The organism is Erwinia psidii (assembly GCF_003846135.1).
GTDB lineage: Bacteria > Pseudomonadota > Gammaproteobacteria > Enterobacterales > Enterobacteriaceae > Erwinia > Erwinia psidii.
Map to the genome: position 1 here is coordinate 35030 of NZ_RHHM01000014.1, position 18156 is coordinate 53185.

An 18156-nucleotide genomic window follows, 5' to 3' on the forward strand; every position below is an offset into this window, starting at 1 on the left:
AATGAGATATCGTTACAGCGCAATCGATCGTCAGGGGAAAAAAGTGCAGGGATATCTGGACAGCCCGTCGCCCCGCGCCGCCCGGCTGAGTTTACAGACGCGAAATTTGCAGATCATGACGCTGAAAGAAGTGAGCGTCATCACAACCTCATCACGTTTTTCCTCGCGTGGACGTGCCTTGCGTGGCAATGATTTCGTACTTATCACCCGCCAGTTGGCAACATTACTGGGGGCTTCACTGCCGTTGGAAGATGCTTTGCAAGCGCTGGCCCAGCAGTGTGAAAAACCCGCACACCGCCAGATTATTCAGGATGTTCGGCAGCAGGTGCTGGAAGGGCTGTCGTTTTCGGATGCACTGGGAAAGCATTCGCGCACATTCAATACCTTTTTTCGTGCCCTGGTTGCCGCTGGTGAATCGTCAGGAAAGTTATCGCAGGTGCTGGCACGGCTGGCCGATCACGCAGAACAAAGTCAGAAAATTACCAGCAAAATTACTCAGGCACTGATTTACCCACTGATGTTGACTCTTGTTGCCGTGGGAGTAATCGCTATTTTGCTGACGTCCGTTGTGCCGAAAGTGGTTGAGCAATTTGCCTATCTGCAATCCGAACTGCCGTTGACCACGCGTGTGCTGATGGCGATGAGCGACGGCATAAAAGCAGGAGGTGGTGGGTTCCTGCTGACTTGTGGCGTGGTGGGGTTGCTGATGAAGTATCTGCTTAAAAAACCGCATTATCGTCAGCGTTGGGATGGCGGCTGCCTGCGTATTCCCCTGTTAGGGAAAATGATCCTGAATCTCAATATGGCTCGCTATGCCAAAACGCTCAATATTCTGAGCGCCAGCGCCGTACCGCTGTTGGAAGCGATGCATCTCAGCAACAGCGTGGTGACGAATCAACATGCCCGAGCCCTGTTAATGATGGCGGAAGCCAGCGTCAAAGAAGGCTCTGATCTTTCGGGTGCGCTGACACAGAGTGGTCTGCTGTCACCGATGATGCGCCATATGATTGCTTCCGGTGAACGCAGCGGTGAGCTGGACCGAATGTTGGGGCACGCCGCTGATATTCAGGAGCAGGCTTTTCTACATCAAATCACCACCCTGGTGGGGGTATTTACACCGCTGTTGGTGATAACCATGGCGGGAATTGTTTTCTTTATTGTTCTGGCTATTTTGCAACCCATCATGCAACTGAACAGCCTGATGGGATAATTTTTCTGGAGAAAGACTATGTGCCTGTGTGGTGAAAAGAGAAAGCAACGCGGTTTTACACTGCTTGAAGTGATGATCGTGATTGTGATTTTGGGCGTTCTGGCAAGCCTGATGTTACCCAGCCTGATGGGGAATAAAGATAAAGCCGACCGGCAGAAAGCGGTAAGCGATATTGTCACTCTTGAGAATGCGCTGGAAATGTACAAGCTTGACAATAATATCTATCCCAGCACTGAGCAGGGGCTGAAAGCACTGGTGAAAAAGCCTGAAATCGCGCCTGTTCCACGAAATTATCGCGAAGATGGCTATGTCCGTCGTCTTCCAAAAGATCCCTGGGGAAACGCTTATCAAATGAGGAGCCCAGGGCAACATGGCAGTGTTGATATTTATTCTTTCGGTCCATCAGGTATAGAAGGTGAGGGGAATATTACCAACTGGCAACTGGATGAATAAAAAATACGCTACTTCAGTTCGTTATTCACGGGGTTTTACGCTGCTGGAAGTCATGCTGGTAATGATGTTGTTGGCCGGTCTGGCAACGCTGATTATCAGCACCCCTCCTACAAAAGATGTCAGATGGGTGGGCGAGGAAATAGCGCTGGAATTACGGACGATTACGCATCGGTCGGTGCTGGAGCATCGTTTGTATGCAGCGGTTGTTTACCGGGATGGTATTCAGCAGTTGTTGTTAACCCGTGCGGATGATCGGGGAGTGCAAAGCGAATTATGGCCGGAATATTACTGGCATCAGGTACGGCATGTGAGGAAAAAATTCAGCGGCCGACTGCCAACAGATATAACCCTGACGCTGAATGTTGAAAACAGTGAGCTTACCTTGCAGGCAATGGATAATAGCGAAAGCCAGCAACCTCAGCTTATTTTTCAGCCTGATGGGGAAAGCAGTGATTTTATTATCACCTTATTTCATCGTGGGAAAAGTATTGGTCAGATTATTCATCAGCGGGGAAATACAGGTTTTTTTCCTGTCGTTGAGAAAGGGATACAGCCATGAAATCACGCGGTATGACCCTGCTTGAGACGATGATTGCGATGGCCATTCTTTCCCTGGCTGGTATTGCATTGATGAATAGCGATACGGAGAAAATACGCAACCTTGATCGCCTGCATGAGAAGCAGCTGGCGGCCTGGCTGGCGGATAATGCGGCGGCGGAGATAACACTCAGTGGCGGACTGAGTGCGGCGCAGAAATCGTTGAGAAAGGTGCAGTCAGGTAACAGCCAGTTTTATCTCAGCCGAAAAAGCGTCAGCACCAGTTATGAAGATGTTCAGCGGATACAGGTTGATGTTTCCTCGGTGCACGATCGGCATAAGATCATATTTTCATTATATTTTTATCTGGCGGCAAGATGAAAAAAAACAATTATAAAGGGTTTACTCTACTTGAGATGATGGTCGCTTTGATGATTTTTTCGCTGATTGGTCTTGCCGGCGTTCAACTTATTCGGGGAGGGTTAAAAAATCGCGAGCAAATGCGTGAAAAAAGTGCTGATTTTACGCAGATACAGAGAACGTTTACGCGGTTTGAACAAGACTTTGGGCAGGCGGTGGTACGAAAGAAGCTTCGGAAAGTGACCAAAGAGCTTCCTGTGGAAATGTCAGGGAAGCAGCACTCTGACCACATCAGTGAAGTGACACTGCTGCGTGGCAATAAATTCAATCCTGGTGGCTACCTTCCCCGATCGTCGCTGGAATGGGTGAAATGGCATGTTGTGGACGGAAAGTTGATGCGTGGTCATGCGGCACTGACTGACAACGGTGAGGAAGCGCAGCAGTTCACCAACGAAGTGCTCCTCGACGACGTAAGCGCCTTTCACGTGACCTTTGCTGATAAGCGCGGGTGGCATGAAAACTGGTCCGCCCAGGATACATTGCCGGAAGCGGTCGCGGTCAGCCTTGTCACCGCCGGGTCGGGTGCCCTGCAACGTGTCGTTCTGGTTCCGGGGCAGGGATGAAAATCATCTCAGAGCGTGGAATAGCCTTACTGCTGGTGTTGCTGATGATTGCAACCATGTCGGCCATCGCCATCGCCACTCAGGAATACTGGATGCATGCTTTCAGCCGTGGCAGCAGTCAACAGCAGCAAATAAAGCAAAAATGGCTGGCGCTGAGCGCCGAGAATATTCTCATACATCACTATTCCACAGCGTTTTCCGCTGCTGTTCTGCGTCCCTCACTGATCGGGAGACAGCCGCCTTTGCAACTGGATGGCAACACTTTCAACGTTGCCGTGCGCGATTTTCAGGCATGTTTTAATATTAACGCATTGTTTAATGAGAAGAAAAAAGGAAAGTCGCCGCGCGAAAATGTTAACAGCAGTAGCAGTGATGATGGTGAGGTTGATGACAGCAATATCACTGGCGATAACGATGGCAACACGGCATTACACGGTAATGAACCGGAAACGGCAGAGACGACAAAAACCACAGCTGCACTGACCTTTCCTCAGCAGGTTTTTATTCGATTACTGATGTCTTCCGGCAGGGAAGAAGCACAAGCGCGTGAGATCCTTGCAGGTATCATAACGCTTGCAGACCGACAGGGCCGCCGGTTTGCAGATATTACCGAACTAAGACTCACCGGCGTCTTTTCCCCTACGGAGTGGCGCACACTGGCTGGCCAGCTTTGTGCCTTGCCTGATGACCAACTGAAGATCAATGTAAATGGACTTAACGCCTCACACAGCGTGTTGCTTGCCGCTCTACTTGATGCATCCCTGAATGAAAAAGAAGTTGAAGAGCTGCTAAGTGCCCGGCCAAAAAAAGGCTGGCATACATTGAAGGCACTTCAGCAGCTCACAGTGCCGGAAGGCATCGGGGAGAAATTTACCAAAGCGGGGTCTTTTCTTTCGCTCAACAGTGAGTTTTTTGCGCTGGAAATTGAAATTGACCATCAGCAGCCTTTTATGATGCGTAGTCTGATACAGCGTTCCGATAAGCAGTTTAATGTCTACCGACGACAGTTTGGCATGAGTGAATAAATAAGGCGGTCCTTAAATGAGAAAACATAACTGTCAGGGAAGTCTTGTCATCCGTGCTGGCCATGATACCGCAACCCCTTTTAACTGGGCTTTTTTTTCAGGCGGTGATCATTACTCCGAAGGGGTACTTTCAGCCGATAATCCTCTTCCCACCCGTTCAGAGAACGACAGAACGGTGTTGTTGCTACCCGCCAGTCGTGTGCTGTTTTGCCGCATAATGCCTGAGCATCAGACAAAAAGACAATCGGTACAGTCGCTACTGTGGCAGATTGAAAGTGAGTTATTTACCGAGGCTGAGTCCCTGCATGGCGTCATTCTGTTACAGGATGAAGAGGGGCATTATCATATCGCGGCAGTGGATCGGGAATGGTTGGGATCCTTGCTGGCAGATCTGAAACAGATGGGTGTCACGGTCGATGCTGTGCATCCTGATGTGATGGCACTACCTTGTGGTACGGCAGTCAAACTGAATGAAGAATGGTTGGTCAGATATGACACAACGGCGGGACTGTGCGTGCCAGACAATAATCTGTCTGTTTTGTGGCGAACCATAAACGTTGAGAGTCCTGTGCATTGTCTCAGCTCCCCGTTGCCTGATATTGATGGCTGGCAGGCTGAACCTGAACGTTCTGCAATGGCTTTAATGGTAACCGGCGCGCCAGATACGCCAGGTTTATTAAGTGGAGAGTTCCAGTCTGAGCTGGCTGTCAGCAAAACGGTGGGTTTTAAAAGTCTGGTGATAACATCACTGCTCAGTTTGTTTCTGCTTATCACTCTGCCTTTATTTGAGGGCCTGTACCAGCAGTATCAGGCCAGAAAACTGAACACCACGGCGCATCAGCTGATCCGCAGCTATTATCCGGGCGTGCCGGATAATATTGTGCCGAAAGTCTGGCTGGAAAGGAAACTTCACAACCGGCAGACGCCATCAGTAACACTGGGGTTGCACACTATGTTGCAGGAAAATTATGACTTTCTACAGAGTATCAGTTGTGGGCGCGTTGAAGGCTTTTTCTGGGATAGTCAGCAACAAAAACTCGTGCTCAATATTGTTGATGCGCCGGATGATCTTTTGGACGTTGTAAATGCCCATTCTGCGGCGGGTATGATTATCAGTGCAAAGCCTGATGTTGAAAAAAACGTTACGGATGTCAGCATGACGAGGATAACGCAATGATCAAAGACAGAATAAAGGCGGTGTGGGTAACGCGGAACCGGCGGGAAAAAGTGTTGTTAGCTATTCTCGCCAGTATAATGCTGGCATTCTGTGGCAGGGTATATATTTTTAAACCGATTCTTGCCTGGCAGCATGCCAGTCATCAGGCATTACTTGAGGCTCAGCAGCAACTTCTCTGGACGGAGCGGCAAAAGGCGGCAATGGCGGCGCTACATTTGGCAGCAAAAAACAGAGAGGAACAACCGTTGCAGGAACGTCTGGAGGCCAGCTTGCCTTCCTCTCTGTCGATCAGACAGAGTGAAAATATTGGCACGAACAAGGTGGCTATATTCATGAATGATGCGGATCTTGTTCCTCTGATTGACTGGTTAAGTTATCTCGAAATGCAGGAAAGTATCCGGGTGATAGAATTTGTTTTCAATCCTGAAAGGCAAATATATCAGGCTATATTACAAGAGGAAAAATAATGGGTGCCTGGTATCCAGAACTGTATCCGGTATTTATTGCGTTGATGGGAATGACCGCGGGAAGTTTTTTTAATGTGGTTATTCATCGAGTGCCGCGAATGATATTTCAGAGTAGTTGTCATCAGTATAATCTTTTTTTTCCGCGCTCCCACTGTCCTGAATGTTATGTTTCACTGTGCTGGTATCATAATATCCCCGTACTCAGTTGGTTGTGTTTACGTGGGAAGTGCCACTCCTGTAAAACGGATATCGCCGTATCTTATCCGCTCACGGAATTATTATTTATGATAACTGCGTTGTTGATGTCATATTACGAAAGTAATGTTATAGAAATTATATTTACGTTTTTTTTCTGCGGTACGTTACTGTCACTTGCCTTAATTGATCTGCGTTATACTCTTCTGCCAGATATGTTGACTTTGCCTCTTTTATGGGGCGGATTATTGTTTCACACCCTGCCCGATGAGAGTGGGCTGATGTTGCAGGATGCTGTTTTCGGCGCCGTGGCGGGGTATATGACCCTTTGGCTTCTCTACTGGATTTTTTATGCTCTGACCGGGCGTGAAGGGCTGGGGGGCGGTGATTTCAAACTGCTGGCAGCGTTGGGAGCCTGGTCTGGTTGGAAAGCGCTCCCCATTATCTTATTACTTGCTGCCAGTACAGGTATCATCATGGTATTTGCTGCCAGAGTCCTGAAAAATAAAAAATTCAGGGATGAAATCCCTTTCGGCCCTTCACTGGCATTTGCTGGCCTGGTCTGTCACTTTTTCTGACAGCGACTCTCTCCGTTCACAGAGTCAGGAACGGTGCTGTGTCTCTGCAATAAAATTTGCCAGTGACAGCTGTAATTGCTGGCATTTTTGCGGTAATGATGTGCTGTCTCTGGTAATCATTGTCATTTTATCATTTATTTTCGGGTTAATTTCCTGATACTCGGCCGCATAGGTGTTCCACCCTTTTTTTTCTGCAAGGCTAATTGCCCTTGAGAGCAATACAGCGTCACCCGGAATTGTATTATTGCTGCACTGCTCACGCAAAAATTTGCTACCAGCGACCAGTGATGAAAGTTGATCGATCTGAACAGAAGATGCCGGGGCTGATGCTGATTTTTGCTGACATCCCGCCAAAAAAACGCATAATGTAACGACTATTATGCCTGTCACGGAGATAATGTTTTCTTTCATAGTAGACCTTTATAAGAGTAAAAATATTTTGTTGATCGCATTGGTTTTTTATTAATTACTGGCAATAAAACAGGTTGTCAGGGCATAGCCGTAAAGAACATAAGTATATCATCAGAAATACAGGTGATTATGTATTACTTAAAATAACTTTTTGATTTTGATCATAGCTATATGCCGAGACGATATTTTTACCCTAAACGTTGAAAAACAGGGAGAGCCACAGAATATCAGACGCCTTGCTCAGCCCGAATGCATCGAATAATAAAAAGGTAATCAGATATTCATTTCAAACCTGACGTAGCACGGATGATTGCATCCGGTGCTGACATCATCATGTTGATCAGGAAGCATTATTCAGGTACTGGCGGTGGGCGACCCGGCCGGGGAAGTCAACCTTTTATCCCGGTTGTTAAAAGACGTGGATACCAATGACGCTAATCGGGGCTAAATTCATCAGGCGCTGGTTTTATGCTGACTTTTCACTCCCTGAGCCGTGACAGAGCAGCGGGGCCATATCGCCTCGCTGCTGTTAACATTACCTTCTGGAAAGGGGGATTTTATCTGTTATTCATTCCCTGATTACTGCGCCAGTAATCAAAGTAGATATGGTCGGCCTGGAAATCGGCGGTAGCGGTGTCGCCGGTTAAACGCCATCCCAGCTGAAAGGCAAACTCAAAGCTCTTGCCCAGCCCCTTACCACTGAGCAGGTTGCCGTCTTCCACCACATTTTCCGGGCTCCAGACGCCATCGGTTACTGCCTTATGCAGATCGCCTGAGCAGGTATAACGCCGTCCTTTCAGCAAATGATTACCGCCAAGTACTCTTGCAGCGGCAGAGCAGATCGGTGCTATCCATTTTCCTGCTGCGTCATGTCGGGCAATAAACGCCTTCACCTGAGGATTTGCGGCGAGGTTAACCGTTCCTTCCGGCCCACCAGGGAGCACCACAGCGTCAAACTCTTCATGCTGTATGTCATTCAGCAATACATCCGCCAGCACCGGAACCGCGTGATAGCTGACAACTTCACGCTTGCTGTGGCAGGCAATCGTGATCACTTTCACCTTTAGTCGGTTTAAAATATCAATAATAATAAAGGCTTCAGCTTCTTCAAAGCCGGGTGCCAGCAGTATTGCAGCCTGTTTAGTCATCATTCCTCCTGAATAATAAAATGCATGGTCATTTTATTGAAATATCGTTTTATTTTTATAAAGTCAATGCCGGACCCGGCAGTGTGTGCGTCAATACCGAATAAAGGCAGTAAATCCTGACCAGTGAGACTTTTACATAACATATACTTTTCTTCAGGCCGGGCAATGTCTTAACATGTCCCCTACTTTTACTGTGTTGTAGGTATGCAATGCGTTATCTGGTCTCATTTTTATTTCCGCTTGTTCTGCTCTCCGCCTGTAGCAAAAGCAAGCCACTGCAACAGGCAGAGCAGCATGGCAATCCCTTCAGAAGCAGCAACGGTTTTCTGTTGGCTCCCTCGCATAATATTGCTCCAATGGACGGTGATTTTGCTGACAATCCTGCCGCCGCAGCCTTTATTAATAAAATGGTGCGCGAGCATAATTTCGATCGGCAGCAATTGCATGATGTGCTGGCACAGGCGAAAAAACTGGACTGGGTGCTTAAACTGATGGATCGCCAGGCGCCAGCTTATCAGCCACCTTCCGGGCCTAATGGTGCCTGGATCCGCTATCGCAACAAATTTATCGTGCCGGATAACGTACAGAACGGCGTGCAGTTCTGGAATCAGTACCAGGGGGCACTGGATCGCGCCTGGCAAAAATATGGTGTTCCACCGGAAATCATCGTAGGCATCATCGGCGTGGAAACCCGCTGGGGCCGCGTAATGGGCAAAACCCGCATTATTGATGCGCTGGCGACGCTCTCTTTTGCCTATCCACGTCGTGCGGATTATTTCAGTGGAGAACTGGAAACCTTTCTGCTGATGGCGAGAGAGGAGAATGATGATCCACTCGATTTGCGCGGTTCTTTCGCTGGTGCGATGGGTTATGGCCAGTTTATGCCTTCTTCCTTTAAACAATATGCAGTGGATTTTAATAACGACGGGCATATTAATTTGTGGGACCCGGAGGATGCGATTGGTAGTGTTGCACACTATTTCAGCGCCCATGGTTGGCAGAGAGAGGGGACGGTTGCCGTTCCGGCCAACGGCCAGGCACCGTTGCTGGAAAATGGTTTCAAAACCCGCTATACCCAAGGACAGCTTTCCGCTGCTGGCTTATCGCCACAGGTCCCGCTGAATGGTAATCAGCAGGTCAGTCTGCTGCGTTTCGATATGGGCCAGTATTATCAGTACTGGTATGGGTTGCCGAATTTCTATGTGATTACCCGCTACAACAACAGTAACCACTATGCGATGGCGGTATGGCAACTTGGTGAAGCGGTTCGTGATGCGCGTCGCCCCTGATATCCGTACGGAGAAATTTATCTGACCGATTGTGCCGGCGATCGCGATATCTCCACATGCTGGCCGCTGCCTGGCGGTCTGTTTCTTTTCCCGCTTCTGCCACCCTTTTCCGGTTTTAATCAGATCGGTCAGTATCGTACAACCGTCTTGTAAAATTGTTCATCTTGCTCTGCCAGGCAGCTTCTGAAGTGTATGGAATGGTTAATTAACCTCATGAAGTGCAGGAAAAATTAGCGCCCCGTTCTCTGTCTTCAGCGTAGAGGGGGAATATACCCGTGCTGCTAAAGTGCTGCCCGGTTAAATTGTTCACCATGCAGTGAATATCGCGATCGCCCAGGTCAGCTTAAGAAGTGGCCTGGCTTTTTTAAGTCGGTCCACTATCCGGGTTGACCGGCACCGATATTTTTACCCATACCGGGAAGCATCCCGCAAAGATGCCGCTCCCTTCTTCGTAGGAAATAAAAAAATGCTAATCTTGCTGTTTCTTTTATTTACTGGAAGCGAATGCTAATGACGGACAACGATCTGATGCAATTGAGTGGTAAAATTGGCCAGCAGTTACATCGTCTTCAGGCCACCATTACCACCGCAGAGTCCTGTACCGGCGGCTGGATGGCTAAAGTGTTAACTGATATTGCCGGTAGTTCGTGCTGGTTTGAGCGTGGATTTGTTACCTACAGCAATCATGCCAAGCAAGAGATGACTGGCGTTACCCCGGATTCGCTGGCGCGTTATGGTGCTGTCAGTGAGCCGGTGGTGAGGGAAATGGCTGAAGGAGCGCGGCTTGCCGCAGGTGCCGATTTTGCCATTTCTGTCAGTGGGATTGCCGGGCCGGATGGTGGTTCAGACGAGAAACCGGTAGGTACCGTCTGGTTTGGTTTTGCTGCAGTCAATCAGGAAACGTTTGCGCAACGTCAGGTTTTTTCTGGTGACAGAGAGTCCGTGCGCCGTCAGGCAACGGCCTGGGGACTGTTGACGCTATACACTCACTTTCTCAAAAATTAAACTTGATACTGTATGACTGTACAGTATAATTGTTGTCATCTGAATGTTGTAAAAAGCCACGTATGTGTGTTTACCCCGCATGATTAGGAGTTGAAATGGCGATTGACGAAAACAAGCAAAAAGCACTGGCAGCCGCGCTGGGCCAGATTGAAAAGCAATTTGGTAAAGGCTCTATCATGCGCCTGGGTGAAGACCGCACAATGGATGTGGAAACCATCTCGACTGGCTCACTGTCCCTGGATATTGCGCTTGGTGCCGGTGGCCTCCCAATGGGGCGTATTGTTGAAATTTACGGCCCTGAATCTTCCGGTAAAACCACGCTGACTTTACAGGTTATTGCAGCCGCTCAGCGTAAAGGTAAAACCTGTGCCTTTATTGATGCGGAGCACGCGCTTGACCCTGTCTATGCCAAAAAGCTTGGTGTGGATATCGACAATCTGCTGTGTTCACAGCCCGATACGGGCGAGCAGGCGTTGGAAATCTGTGACGCACTGGCGCGTTCCGGTGCCGTTGACGTGATTATTGTCGACTCCGTGGCCGCTCTGACACCAAAAGCAGAAATTGAAGGGGAAATTGGTGACTCGCACATGGGCCTTGCGGCACGCATGATGAGCCAGGCGATGCGTAAGCTGGCGGGTAACCTGAAGCAGTCCAATACCCTGCTGATTTTTATTAACCAAATTCGTATGAAAATCGGTGTGATGTTTGGTAACCCGGAAACCACCACCGGGGGGAATGCCCTGAAGTTTTACGCCTCTGTCCGTCTTGATATCCGTCGTATTGGCGCGATTAAAGAAGGTGATGAAGTCGTCGGTAGCGAAACCCGGGTAAAAGTGGTGAAAAACAAAGTTGCTGCACCATTTAAGCAGGCTGAATTCCAGATTATGTACGGTGAAGGTATCAACGTTCTGGGCGAGCTGGTGGATCTGGGAGTCAAACACAAGCTGATAGAAAAGGCCGGTGCGTGGTACAGCTACAACGGTGACAAAATTGGTCAGGGTAAAGCTAATGCAGGTAATTTCCTGAAGGAAAATCCGGCGGTGGCCAGTGAGATTGAAGCCAAACTGCGTGCTATGCTGCTTAACAATCCTGACAGCAAAGCTGATTTTTCTGCTGACGACGCTGATATGAATGAGGTCAGCGAAGCGAACGAGAACTTCTGATTTCAGGCCTGAGTGACTGTTTTTTGCCTGGTTAAAAATAAAAGGAACGGGGTTGCCCCGTTCCTTTTTTTGTTTCTTCTGTTGCTTCCCGTTACGCTGCATCCTTATGGTGTTATTGAGCCGAAAAGTGGTGGATTAGATGTCGGACGCCAAAGATCATATGCTGTTTTCCCGTCTGTTGGACCGTGCAATGCGCATCCTCGCTGCGCGTGACCATAGTGAGGCTGAATTACGTCGTAAGCTCTCATTTGTGGCAGAGTACAACGCATTTTCTGCCAGCGGCAGAAAGGCTGATTCAGAAACTCCTCCCCAGGAACAAATTGATGATGTTGTAGCCTGGTGCTACGAAAATCGTTATCTCAATGATGCCGACTTTGCCCGACGCTATATTGCCAGCCTTAGTCGTAAAGGGTATGGACCACAGCGTATACGTATGAAGCTGGGAGAGAAGGGGGTCAACCAGACGCTTATTAACGAGGCGCTGAGCGGTGCAGAGGTTGACTGGGGCAGAAAAGCATATGAAGTTGCAGAACGAAAATTTGGCCTGCCGTTTCCATCAGACTGGAAAGAAAAAGCAAAAGTGCAGCGCTATCTGATCACGAGAGGCTATCTCACCGAAGATATCCGCAGCATTTTTTCAAATTTTGATGATTGAGTAACGATGGGATTTTACTTCCCTCCGAAGAAAATTTATCTTATTCACCACTTTTTGTTCGTGCGTTATCGGTAAAAGGTTTGTCCAGCCGGTATGTCAGACCCACGAAACGTTCGCTAGCGTGATTCCAGGATATTTATGAGCAAGAGCACTGCGGAGATTCGCCAGGCGTTTCTCGACTTTTTCCACAGCAAGGGACATCAGGTTGTAGCCAGTAGCTCCCTCGTCCCGAATAACGATCCGACCTTACTGTTCACCAACGCCGGTATGAACCAGTTCAAGGATGTCTTCCTTGGCCAGGATATACGTAACTACTCACGCGCCACCACCTCACAGCGCTGTGTACGTGCAGGTGGCAAGCATAACGATTTAGAAAACGTTGGTTATACCGCCCGTCACCACACCTTTTTTGAAATGCTGGGTAACTTTAGCTTTGGCGACTACTTCAAGCGTGAGGCAATTGAGTATGCGTGGGAGCTGCTGACCAGCGCACAGTGGTTTAACCTGCCGAAAGAGAAACTGTGGGTCACCGTTTACGAAACCGATGATGAGGCTTACGACATCTGGGCGGAAAATATTGGCGTTCCTCGTGAACGTATAATCCGCATCGGCGACAACAAAGGCGGCGCTTACGCTTCTGATAACTTCTGGCAGATGGGTGACACCGGTCCATGTGGCCCCTGTACCGAGATATTCTTTGATCATGGCGATCATATCTGGGGAGGCCCTCCGGGCAGTCCTGAAGAAGATGGCGATCGCTATATTGAGATCTGGAACCTCGTGTTTATGCAGTTTAACCGGCAGTCTGATGGCACAATGTTGCCGTTGCCGAAGCCTTCTGTCGATACGGGGATGGGGCTGGAGCGTATATCAGCGGTATTGCAGCACGTAAACTCCAACTATGAAATCGATCTGTTTGAAAAACTGATCAAATCTGTCGCAGCGGTAACCGGTGCTGAAGATCTGTCCAGCAAATCCTTGCGTGTTATTGCTGATCACATTCGTTCCTGTGCTTTCCTGATTGCTGATGGCGTTATTCCCTCTAATGAGAACCGTGGCTATGTGCTGCGTCGTATCATTCGTCGGGCCATCCGTCATGGCAATATGCTCGGTGCAAAAGGTACCTTCTTCTGGAAACTGGTCGCCCCTTTGATTGAGGTAATGGGCGTGGCCGGTGATGATGTTAAACGCCAGCAGTCGCAGGTTGAACAGGTGCTGAAAACCGAAGAGGAGCAGTTTGCTAAAACGCTGGAGCGCGGTCTGGCACTACTCGATGAAGAGTTAGAGAAGCTACAGGGTAATACGCTGGATGGTGAAACGGTGTTCCGCCTGTACGATACCTTTGGTTTTCCTGTCGATCTCACCGCTGATGTCTGCCGGGAACGTAATTTGAAAATCGACGAGGCTGGTTTTGAGCAGGCAATGGAACAGCAACGTCAGCGTGCGCGCGATGCCAGTGGGTTCGGTACTGATTACAACAATGTCATCCGTACTGATGTGACTTCAGCATTTAAGGGTTACGACCAGCTGGAACTGGCCGCAGCGGTAACCGCTATTTTTGTCGATGGTAGCCCGGTAGCAGCAATTAAGTCGGGTCAGGAAGGCGTGATCGTGCTGGACCAAACGCCGTTTTATGGAGAATCGGGTGGCCAGGTGGGAGATACGGGTGAGCTGAAAGGGAGCGATGCACTCTTTACGGTTACCGACACGCAGAAATACGGTCAGGCGATTGGCCATACGGGAAAACTGGTTTCCGGTCATTTGCAGGTGGGAGAGCGTCTGGCAGCACATATCGATGAATCGCGCCGTAATCGCATTCGTCTGAACCATTCGGCAACGCATTTGCTGCATGCTGCATTGCGCCAGGTGTTAGGCAACCATGTTGCGCAGAAAGGTTCGCTGGTGAATGACAGGTATCTCCGTTTTGACTTTTCGCATTTTGAAGCGATGAAGCCGCAGGAAATCCGCCGGGTTGAAGATATCGTTAATGCGCAGATCCGCCGCAACCTCGCTGTTGACACTAAAATCATGGCGTTGGACGAAGCGAAGGCACTTGGGGCCATGGCATTGTTCGGGGAGAAGTATGATGACCATGTGCGTGTTCTGACCATGGGCGATTTCTCTACTGAACTTTGTGGTGGAATACACGCCGTTCGCACCGGTGATATAGGCCTGTTCCGCATTGTCTCTGAGTCTGGTACCGCGGCAGGAGTCCGCCGTATCGAAGCTGTGACGGGAGAAGGTGCGTTGGAGCAGATCCATACACAGAGTGAGCAGTTGCAGGATATTGCTCAATTGCTGAAAGCAAATCACAGTAATCTTAACGAAAAAGTACGGTCAGTGCTGGAAAGCATGCGTGGGCTGGAGAAAGAGTTGCAGCAACTCAAAGATCAGCAGGCGGCACAGGAAAGCGCTTCATTGAGCAGTAAAGCGGTTGATGTGAAAGGTGTGAAGCTGCTGGTTAGTGAACTGAAGGATGTTGATCCGAAGATGCTTCGCACCATGGTTGACGATCTGAAAAATCAGCTGAAGTCAGCAATTATCGTGCTGGCGACGGTTGATGCGAACAAAGTGTCGCTGATTGCAGGGGTCACTAAAGATGTGACCGATCGCGTCAAGGCTGGAGAGTTGGTAGGGCATATAGCCCAGCACATTGGCGGTAAGGGCGGTGGTCGTCCTGATATGGCTCAGGCGGGGGGCAGTGACGTTCAGGCATTGCCTGGGGCACTTGCTGGCGTTGAAGCATGGGTTGTTGCAAAACTGTAACGCTACATGAAAGCATCTCAGAGAGCACCATGAAGCGTATTTATGGTGCTCCAACCAGGTGTAATCCCAATAAATCATAAAGTCAGGTGGCTGATGAGTATTTCGGCTAAACTAAGTATCAGCAGAATGTATTGGTATGATGAAGTACTTGTAGTGAATTTGTCATAGTCTACATTTAGTGTTGTATGATGGATAATGCCGGGAGACACAGCTAACCCGACTCTTTTAATCTTTCAAGGAGCAAAGAATGCTTATTCTAACTCGTCGAGTTGGTGAAACCCTCATGATTGGTGATGAGGTGACTGTAACGGTGCTGGGAGTGAAAGGGAACCAGGTTCGCATTGGTGTGAATGCCCCTAAAGAAGTTTCGGTTCACCGCGAAGAAATTTATCAGCGCATTCAGGCCGAAAAAACTCAGCAAACGAGTTACTAACGGATAAGGTGCCTCGCTTTGACGGCGAGGTACCACCGACTTTTTCCCTGCCTCAGATTATTTCTCACTTTTTATCCTCACTCCTGCTGTTGCCGTCGCAGCTTCCTTTGCATCTTAACGTTTTAATATCTGTTGATAATTCACTCTTTTTGCCGTCAAAACATCCGTATTGTGTGTGAATTGCGCAATCAGGTGCGCGGTGGGAAAAATTGTTTGACTTATAAGGCCGGGAAAGTAATATGTGCGCCACGCAGTGCCGATGAGCAGAAACAATGTTCAGCAGCACAACTCGTCAGAGTGCGTATGGTGAGGTGGCCGAGAGGCTGAAGGCGCTCCCCTGCTAAGGGAGTATGCGGTCAAAAGCTGCATCCGGGGTTCGAATCCCCGCCTCACCGCCATTTGCATCCGTAGCTCAGCTGGATAGAGTACTCGGCTACGAACCGAGCGGTCGGAGGTTCGAATCCTCCCGGATGCACCATATTTTGTCAGACTGGTCGCAATGTTGTTCTGGTATGTAGTAATTTGTATCAGCCAGCGCCAGGGATGATAACGTTGCTTTAGCAACGGCCCGTGAGGGTGAGGCAAAGCCGAATAATCCTCCCGGATGCACCATTACTGGTGTATCTATCGTCAGGCAAGTAAGTACCGATAGCGTGTTAGCAGCGCCTGTCATGCTGAATGTTCAGCAATAGCGTTATAGCAAAAATGATAATGCATCCGTAGCTCAGCTGGATAGAGTACTCGGCTACGAACCGAGCGGTCGGAGGTTCGAATCCTCCCGGATGCACCATATTTTGTCAGACTGGTCGCAATGTTGTTCTGGTATGTAGTAATTTGTATCAGCCAGCACCAGAGATGATAACGTTGCTTTAGCAACGGCCCATGAGGGTAAGGCAAAGCCGAATAATCCTCATATTGACTCAGCTGGTATTGGTAATAACCAACGCTATGCCAGGTGCAGCGAAAGAAGCGATAAAGCCTCAGGCTGTTATCCAACAGGATATTTCCATATAACCCGGTTTTTATCTTATCCACTGCTGTAAAAATGATAGCAGTTGAAATTAACCGTTAGCTGATTATCCTCTCCGATTTGCCGCGTAACACCTCTGATTATTCTGAATGCATCCGTAGCTCAGCTGGATAGAGTACTCGGCTACGAACCGAGCGGTCGGAGGTTCGAATCCTCCCGGATGCACCATGTTTTGTCAGACTGGTCGCAATGTTGTTCGGGTATGTAGTAATTTGTATCAGCCAGCGCCAGGGATGATAACGTTGCTTTAGCAACGGCCGGTGAGGGTGAGGCAAAGCCGAATAATCCTCCCGGATGCACCATTTATGCCTGATAAATCTGCAATCTGTCTCCACCAATGGCTGTGTAAACTTTTCGCACATCTGCCTTTGTCGTGTGCTAACAGAGTCGCCCGATATTTCTCAGTAAAACTTAGCATCCCCGGAAGAACCGCCGGCTGCGTTGCCTTTCTCCGTCTTCGATAATAAAAAAACCAGTCAATTCAATGCATTTTTGACACCATGCCCGGAACGACAAAAAGCGCACTTTGCGCTACAGTATCTGTTTCCCTGTGCATGGATGGAGAAGAGTATGTACGATGGCTATGACGCTCTGATATTTGATATGGATGGCACCATCCTCGATACTGAACCTACGCACCGTCAGGCGTGGCAGACGGTGCTGGCACGTTATGGTATGAATTTTGACAAGGATATGGTGATTGGACTGAATGGTTCGCCAACGTGGCAAATTGCGAAAGTGATTATTGCCGCCAACCACAGCAGTATTGATCCCCATGCGCTGGCAGCGGAGAAAACGGTTGCCCTGAAAGAAATCCTGTTTGATGCAGTACGGCCATTGCCGCTGATTGATGTGGTAAAAGCTTATAAAGGACGTCGTCCAATGGCGGTAGGAACTGGCAGCGAACACGCGATGGCCGAAGCGCTTTTGCAGCATCTCGGGCTGCGGGACTGCTTTGATGCCATTGTTGGGGCTGATGACGTCAGGCAGCATAAACCCGCACCAGATACCTTTCTGCGCTGTGCTGAACTGATGAAAGTGATTCCGTCACGATGTGTCGTGTTTGAAGATGCTGATTTCGGCATCCGTGCTGCACAGGCGGCAGGGATGGATGTTGTTGATGTTCGCCTGCTGTGAATGAATGGCTTTCATTTGGGGCGATGTTTGCCAGTGGTTTTCTCAGCGCCACGTTATTACCGGGTAATTCGGAAGCGTTGCTGATTGGCCTGTTGGTTGCGGGCAACGTCTCCGTGCCTGGCATCGTTTTTATCGCCGCACTTGCGAACACGTTAGGCGGCCTGACAAATATTATCATTGGCCGCCTGCTGCCTCTCAGAACGCATGGGCGATGGCATACCATGGCACAGGCATGGCTTTACCGATGGGGGCCAGCGGCGCTTCTGGTCAGTTGGTTGCCTTTTGTTGGCGATCTGCTTTGTGTTCTGGCCGGATGGTTGCGTTTTTCCTGGCTTCCGGCGTTGTTTTTTCTCGCCGTGGGTAAAACGCTTCGCTACGTTGTACTGGCTGTTGTAACACTTCAGGGCATGGGATGGTGGCACTTGATTAGCAAATAATTTCTGCCGCGATTAACATTATGCTGAACAATAATAAATTTTCCCCGAGCGGGAGGT

Annotated in this window: 19 protein-coding genes and 4 tRNA genes; 21 read left to right on the forward strand and 2 right to left on the reverse strand. The window is 49.1% G+C overall.

The window, feature by feature from the left end; genetic code table 11:
* The first annotated feature begins 1 nt into the window (after window position 1).
* The 9 genes from gspF to EB241_RS21615 are packed head-to-tail and all read left to right on the forward strand — an operon-like array spanning window position 2 to window position 6625.
* Window positions 2-1210: a type II secretion system inner membrane protein GspF gene (gene gspF / locus EB241_RS16345; protein WP_124234179.1), complete on the forward strand. Its 1209-nt coding sequence runs from the start codon at window positions 2-4 to the stop codon at window positions 1208-1210.
* 18 nt (window positions 1211-1228) lie between these two features.
* A complete protein-coding gene (gene gspG, locus EB241_RS16350) occupies window positions 1229-1663 on the forward strand; it encodes a type II secretion system major pseudopilin GspG (RefSeq protein WP_124234180.1) in 435 nt (144 codons plus the stop codon).
* Window positions 1656-2222, forward strand: a complete 567-nt coding sequence (locus tag EB241_RS16355) for a prepilin-type N-terminal cleavage/methylation domain-containing protein (protein WP_124234181.1) — start codon at window positions 1656-1658, stop codon at window positions 2220-2222. The genes gspG and EB241_RS16355 overlap by 8 nt, the downstream gene beginning before the upstream one ends.
* A complete protein-coding gene (gspI, locus tag EB241_RS16360) occupies window positions 2219-2581 on the forward strand; it encodes a type II secretion system minor pseudopilin GspI (RefSeq protein ID WP_124234182.1) in 363 nt (120 codons plus the stop codon). Before EB241_RS16355 ends, gspI begins: the two co-directional genes overlap by 4 nt.
* A complete protein-coding gene (gene gspJ / locus EB241_RS16365) occupies window positions 2578-3183 on the forward strand; it encodes a type II secretion system minor pseudopilin GspJ (RefSeq protein ID WP_124234183.1) in 606 nt (201 codons plus the stop codon). The genes gspI and gspJ overlap by 4 nt, the downstream gene beginning before the upstream one ends.
* Complete coding sequence (gene gspK, locus EB241_RS16370) at window positions 3180-4208, forward strand: type II secretion system minor pseudopilin GspK (RefSeq protein WP_124234184.1); 1029 nt, start codon at window positions 3180-3182, stop codon at window positions 4206-4208. Before gspJ ends, gspK begins: the two co-directional genes overlap by 4 nt.
* A 16-nt stretch (window positions 4209-4224) precedes the next feature.
* Entirely contained in the window at window positions 4225-5385 is a 1161-nt protein-coding gene (gene gspL / locus EB241_RS16375; protein WP_124234185.1) for a type II secretion system protein GspL, read from the forward strand.
* Window positions 5382-5852 carry a type II secretion system protein GspM gene (gspM, locus tag EB241_RS16380; protein WP_124234186.1) on the forward strand — a complete coding sequence of 157 codons (471 nt, stop codon included), beginning with the start codon at window positions 5382-5384 and terminating at the stop codon, window positions 5850-5852. The genes gspL and gspM overlap by 4 nt, the downstream gene beginning before the upstream one ends.
* Window positions 5853-5902: 50 nt before the next feature.
* Window positions 5903-6625 (forward strand): prepilin peptidase, encoded by a 723-nt coding sequence (locus tag EB241_RS21615; RefSeq protein ID WP_407644282.1) that lies wholly within the window; start codon window positions 5903-5905, stop codon window positions 6623-6625.
* A 24-nt stretch (window positions 6626-6649) separates the two neighbouring features.
* Here the strand turns inward: EB241_RS21615 and gspS are convergent, their stop codons facing one another.
* Entirely contained in the window at window positions 6650-7036 is a 387-nt protein-coding gene (gene gspS / locus EB241_RS16390; RefSeq protein WP_124234188.1) for a type II secretion system pilot lipoprotein GspS, read from the reverse strand.
* Between the two features lie 557 nt (window positions 7037-7593).
* On the reverse strand, window positions 7594-8184 hold the full coding sequence (locus EB241_RS16395) for a DJ-1/PfpI family protein (RefSeq protein ID WP_124234189.1): 591 nt from the start codon (window positions 8182-8184) through the stop codon (window positions 7594-7596).
* A 209-nt stretch (window positions 8185-8393) separates the two neighbouring features.
* On the opposite strand from EB241_RS16395, the gene mltB reads away from it, so the two are divergent.
* The 12 genes from mltB (at window position 8394) to EB241_RS16455 (ending at window position 18099) form a co-directional block, all read left to right on the forward strand.
* The gene (gene mltB / locus EB241_RS16400) at window positions 8394-9473 is read left to right on the forward strand and encodes a lytic murein transglycosylase B (protein ID WP_124234190.1); all 1080 of its coding nucleotides are present in this window, start codon (window positions 8394-8396) and stop codon (window positions 9471-9473) included.
* A gap of 510 nt (window positions 9474-9983) precedes the next feature.
* Window positions 9984-10478, forward strand: a complete 495-nt coding sequence (gene pncC / locus EB241_RS16405; protein ID WP_124234258.1) for a nicotinamide-nucleotide amidase — start codon at window positions 9984-9986, stop codon at window positions 10476-10478.
* 95 nt (window positions 10479-10573) lie between these two features.
* A complete protein-coding gene (gene recA, locus EB241_RS16410; RefSeq protein ID WP_124234191.1) occupies window positions 10574-11641 on the forward strand; it encodes a recombinase RecA in 1068 nt (355 codons plus the stop codon).
* A 139-nt stretch (window positions 11642-11780) separates the two neighbouring features.
* The gene (locus tag EB241_RS16415; protein ID WP_124234192.1) at window positions 11781-12296 is read left to right on the forward strand and encodes a regulatory protein RecX; all 516 of its coding nucleotides are present in this window, start codon (window positions 11781-11783) and stop codon (window positions 12294-12296) included.
* A gap of 138 nt (window positions 12297-12434) precedes the next feature.
* Window positions 12435-15062: an alanine--tRNA ligase gene (alaS, locus tag EB241_RS16420; RefSeq protein ID WP_124234193.1), complete on the forward strand. Its 2628-nt coding sequence runs from the start codon at window positions 12435-12437 to the stop codon at window positions 15060-15062.
* A gap of 247 nt (window positions 15063-15309) precedes the next feature.
* Window positions 15310-15495 carry a carbon storage regulator CsrA gene (csrA, locus tag EB241_RS16425; RefSeq protein WP_004155916.1) on the forward strand — a complete coding sequence of 62 codons (186 nt, stop codon included), beginning with the start codon at window positions 15310-15312 and terminating at the stop codon, window positions 15493-15495.
* Between the two features lie 305 nt (window positions 15496-15800).
* Window positions 15801-15893 (forward strand) — tRNA-Ser (locus EB241_RS16430).
* Window positions 15894-15896: 3 nt separating this feature from the next.
* A tRNA-Arg gene (locus EB241_RS16435) sits at window positions 15897-15973 on the forward strand.
* Between the two features lie 235 nt (window positions 15974-16208).
* Window positions 16209-16285: transfer RNA gene (locus tag EB241_RS16440), tRNA-Arg, on the forward strand.
* Window positions 16286-16616: 331 nt separating this feature from the next.
* Window positions 16617-16693: transfer RNA gene (locus EB241_RS16445), tRNA-Arg, on the forward strand.
* Window positions 16694-17095: 402 nt separating this feature from the next.
* Window positions 17096-17662 (forward strand): fructose-1-phosphate/6-phosphogluconate phosphatase, encoded by a 567-nt coding sequence (gene yqaB / locus EB241_RS16450; RefSeq protein WP_124234194.1) that lies wholly within the window; start codon window positions 17096-17098, stop codon window positions 17660-17662.
* A gap of 23 nt (window positions 17663-17685) precedes the next feature.
* Entirely contained in the window at window positions 17686-18099 is a 414-nt protein-coding gene (locus EB241_RS16455) for a YqaA family protein (protein WP_407644283.1), read from the forward strand.
* Window positions 18100-18156 lie beyond the last annotated feature (57 nt).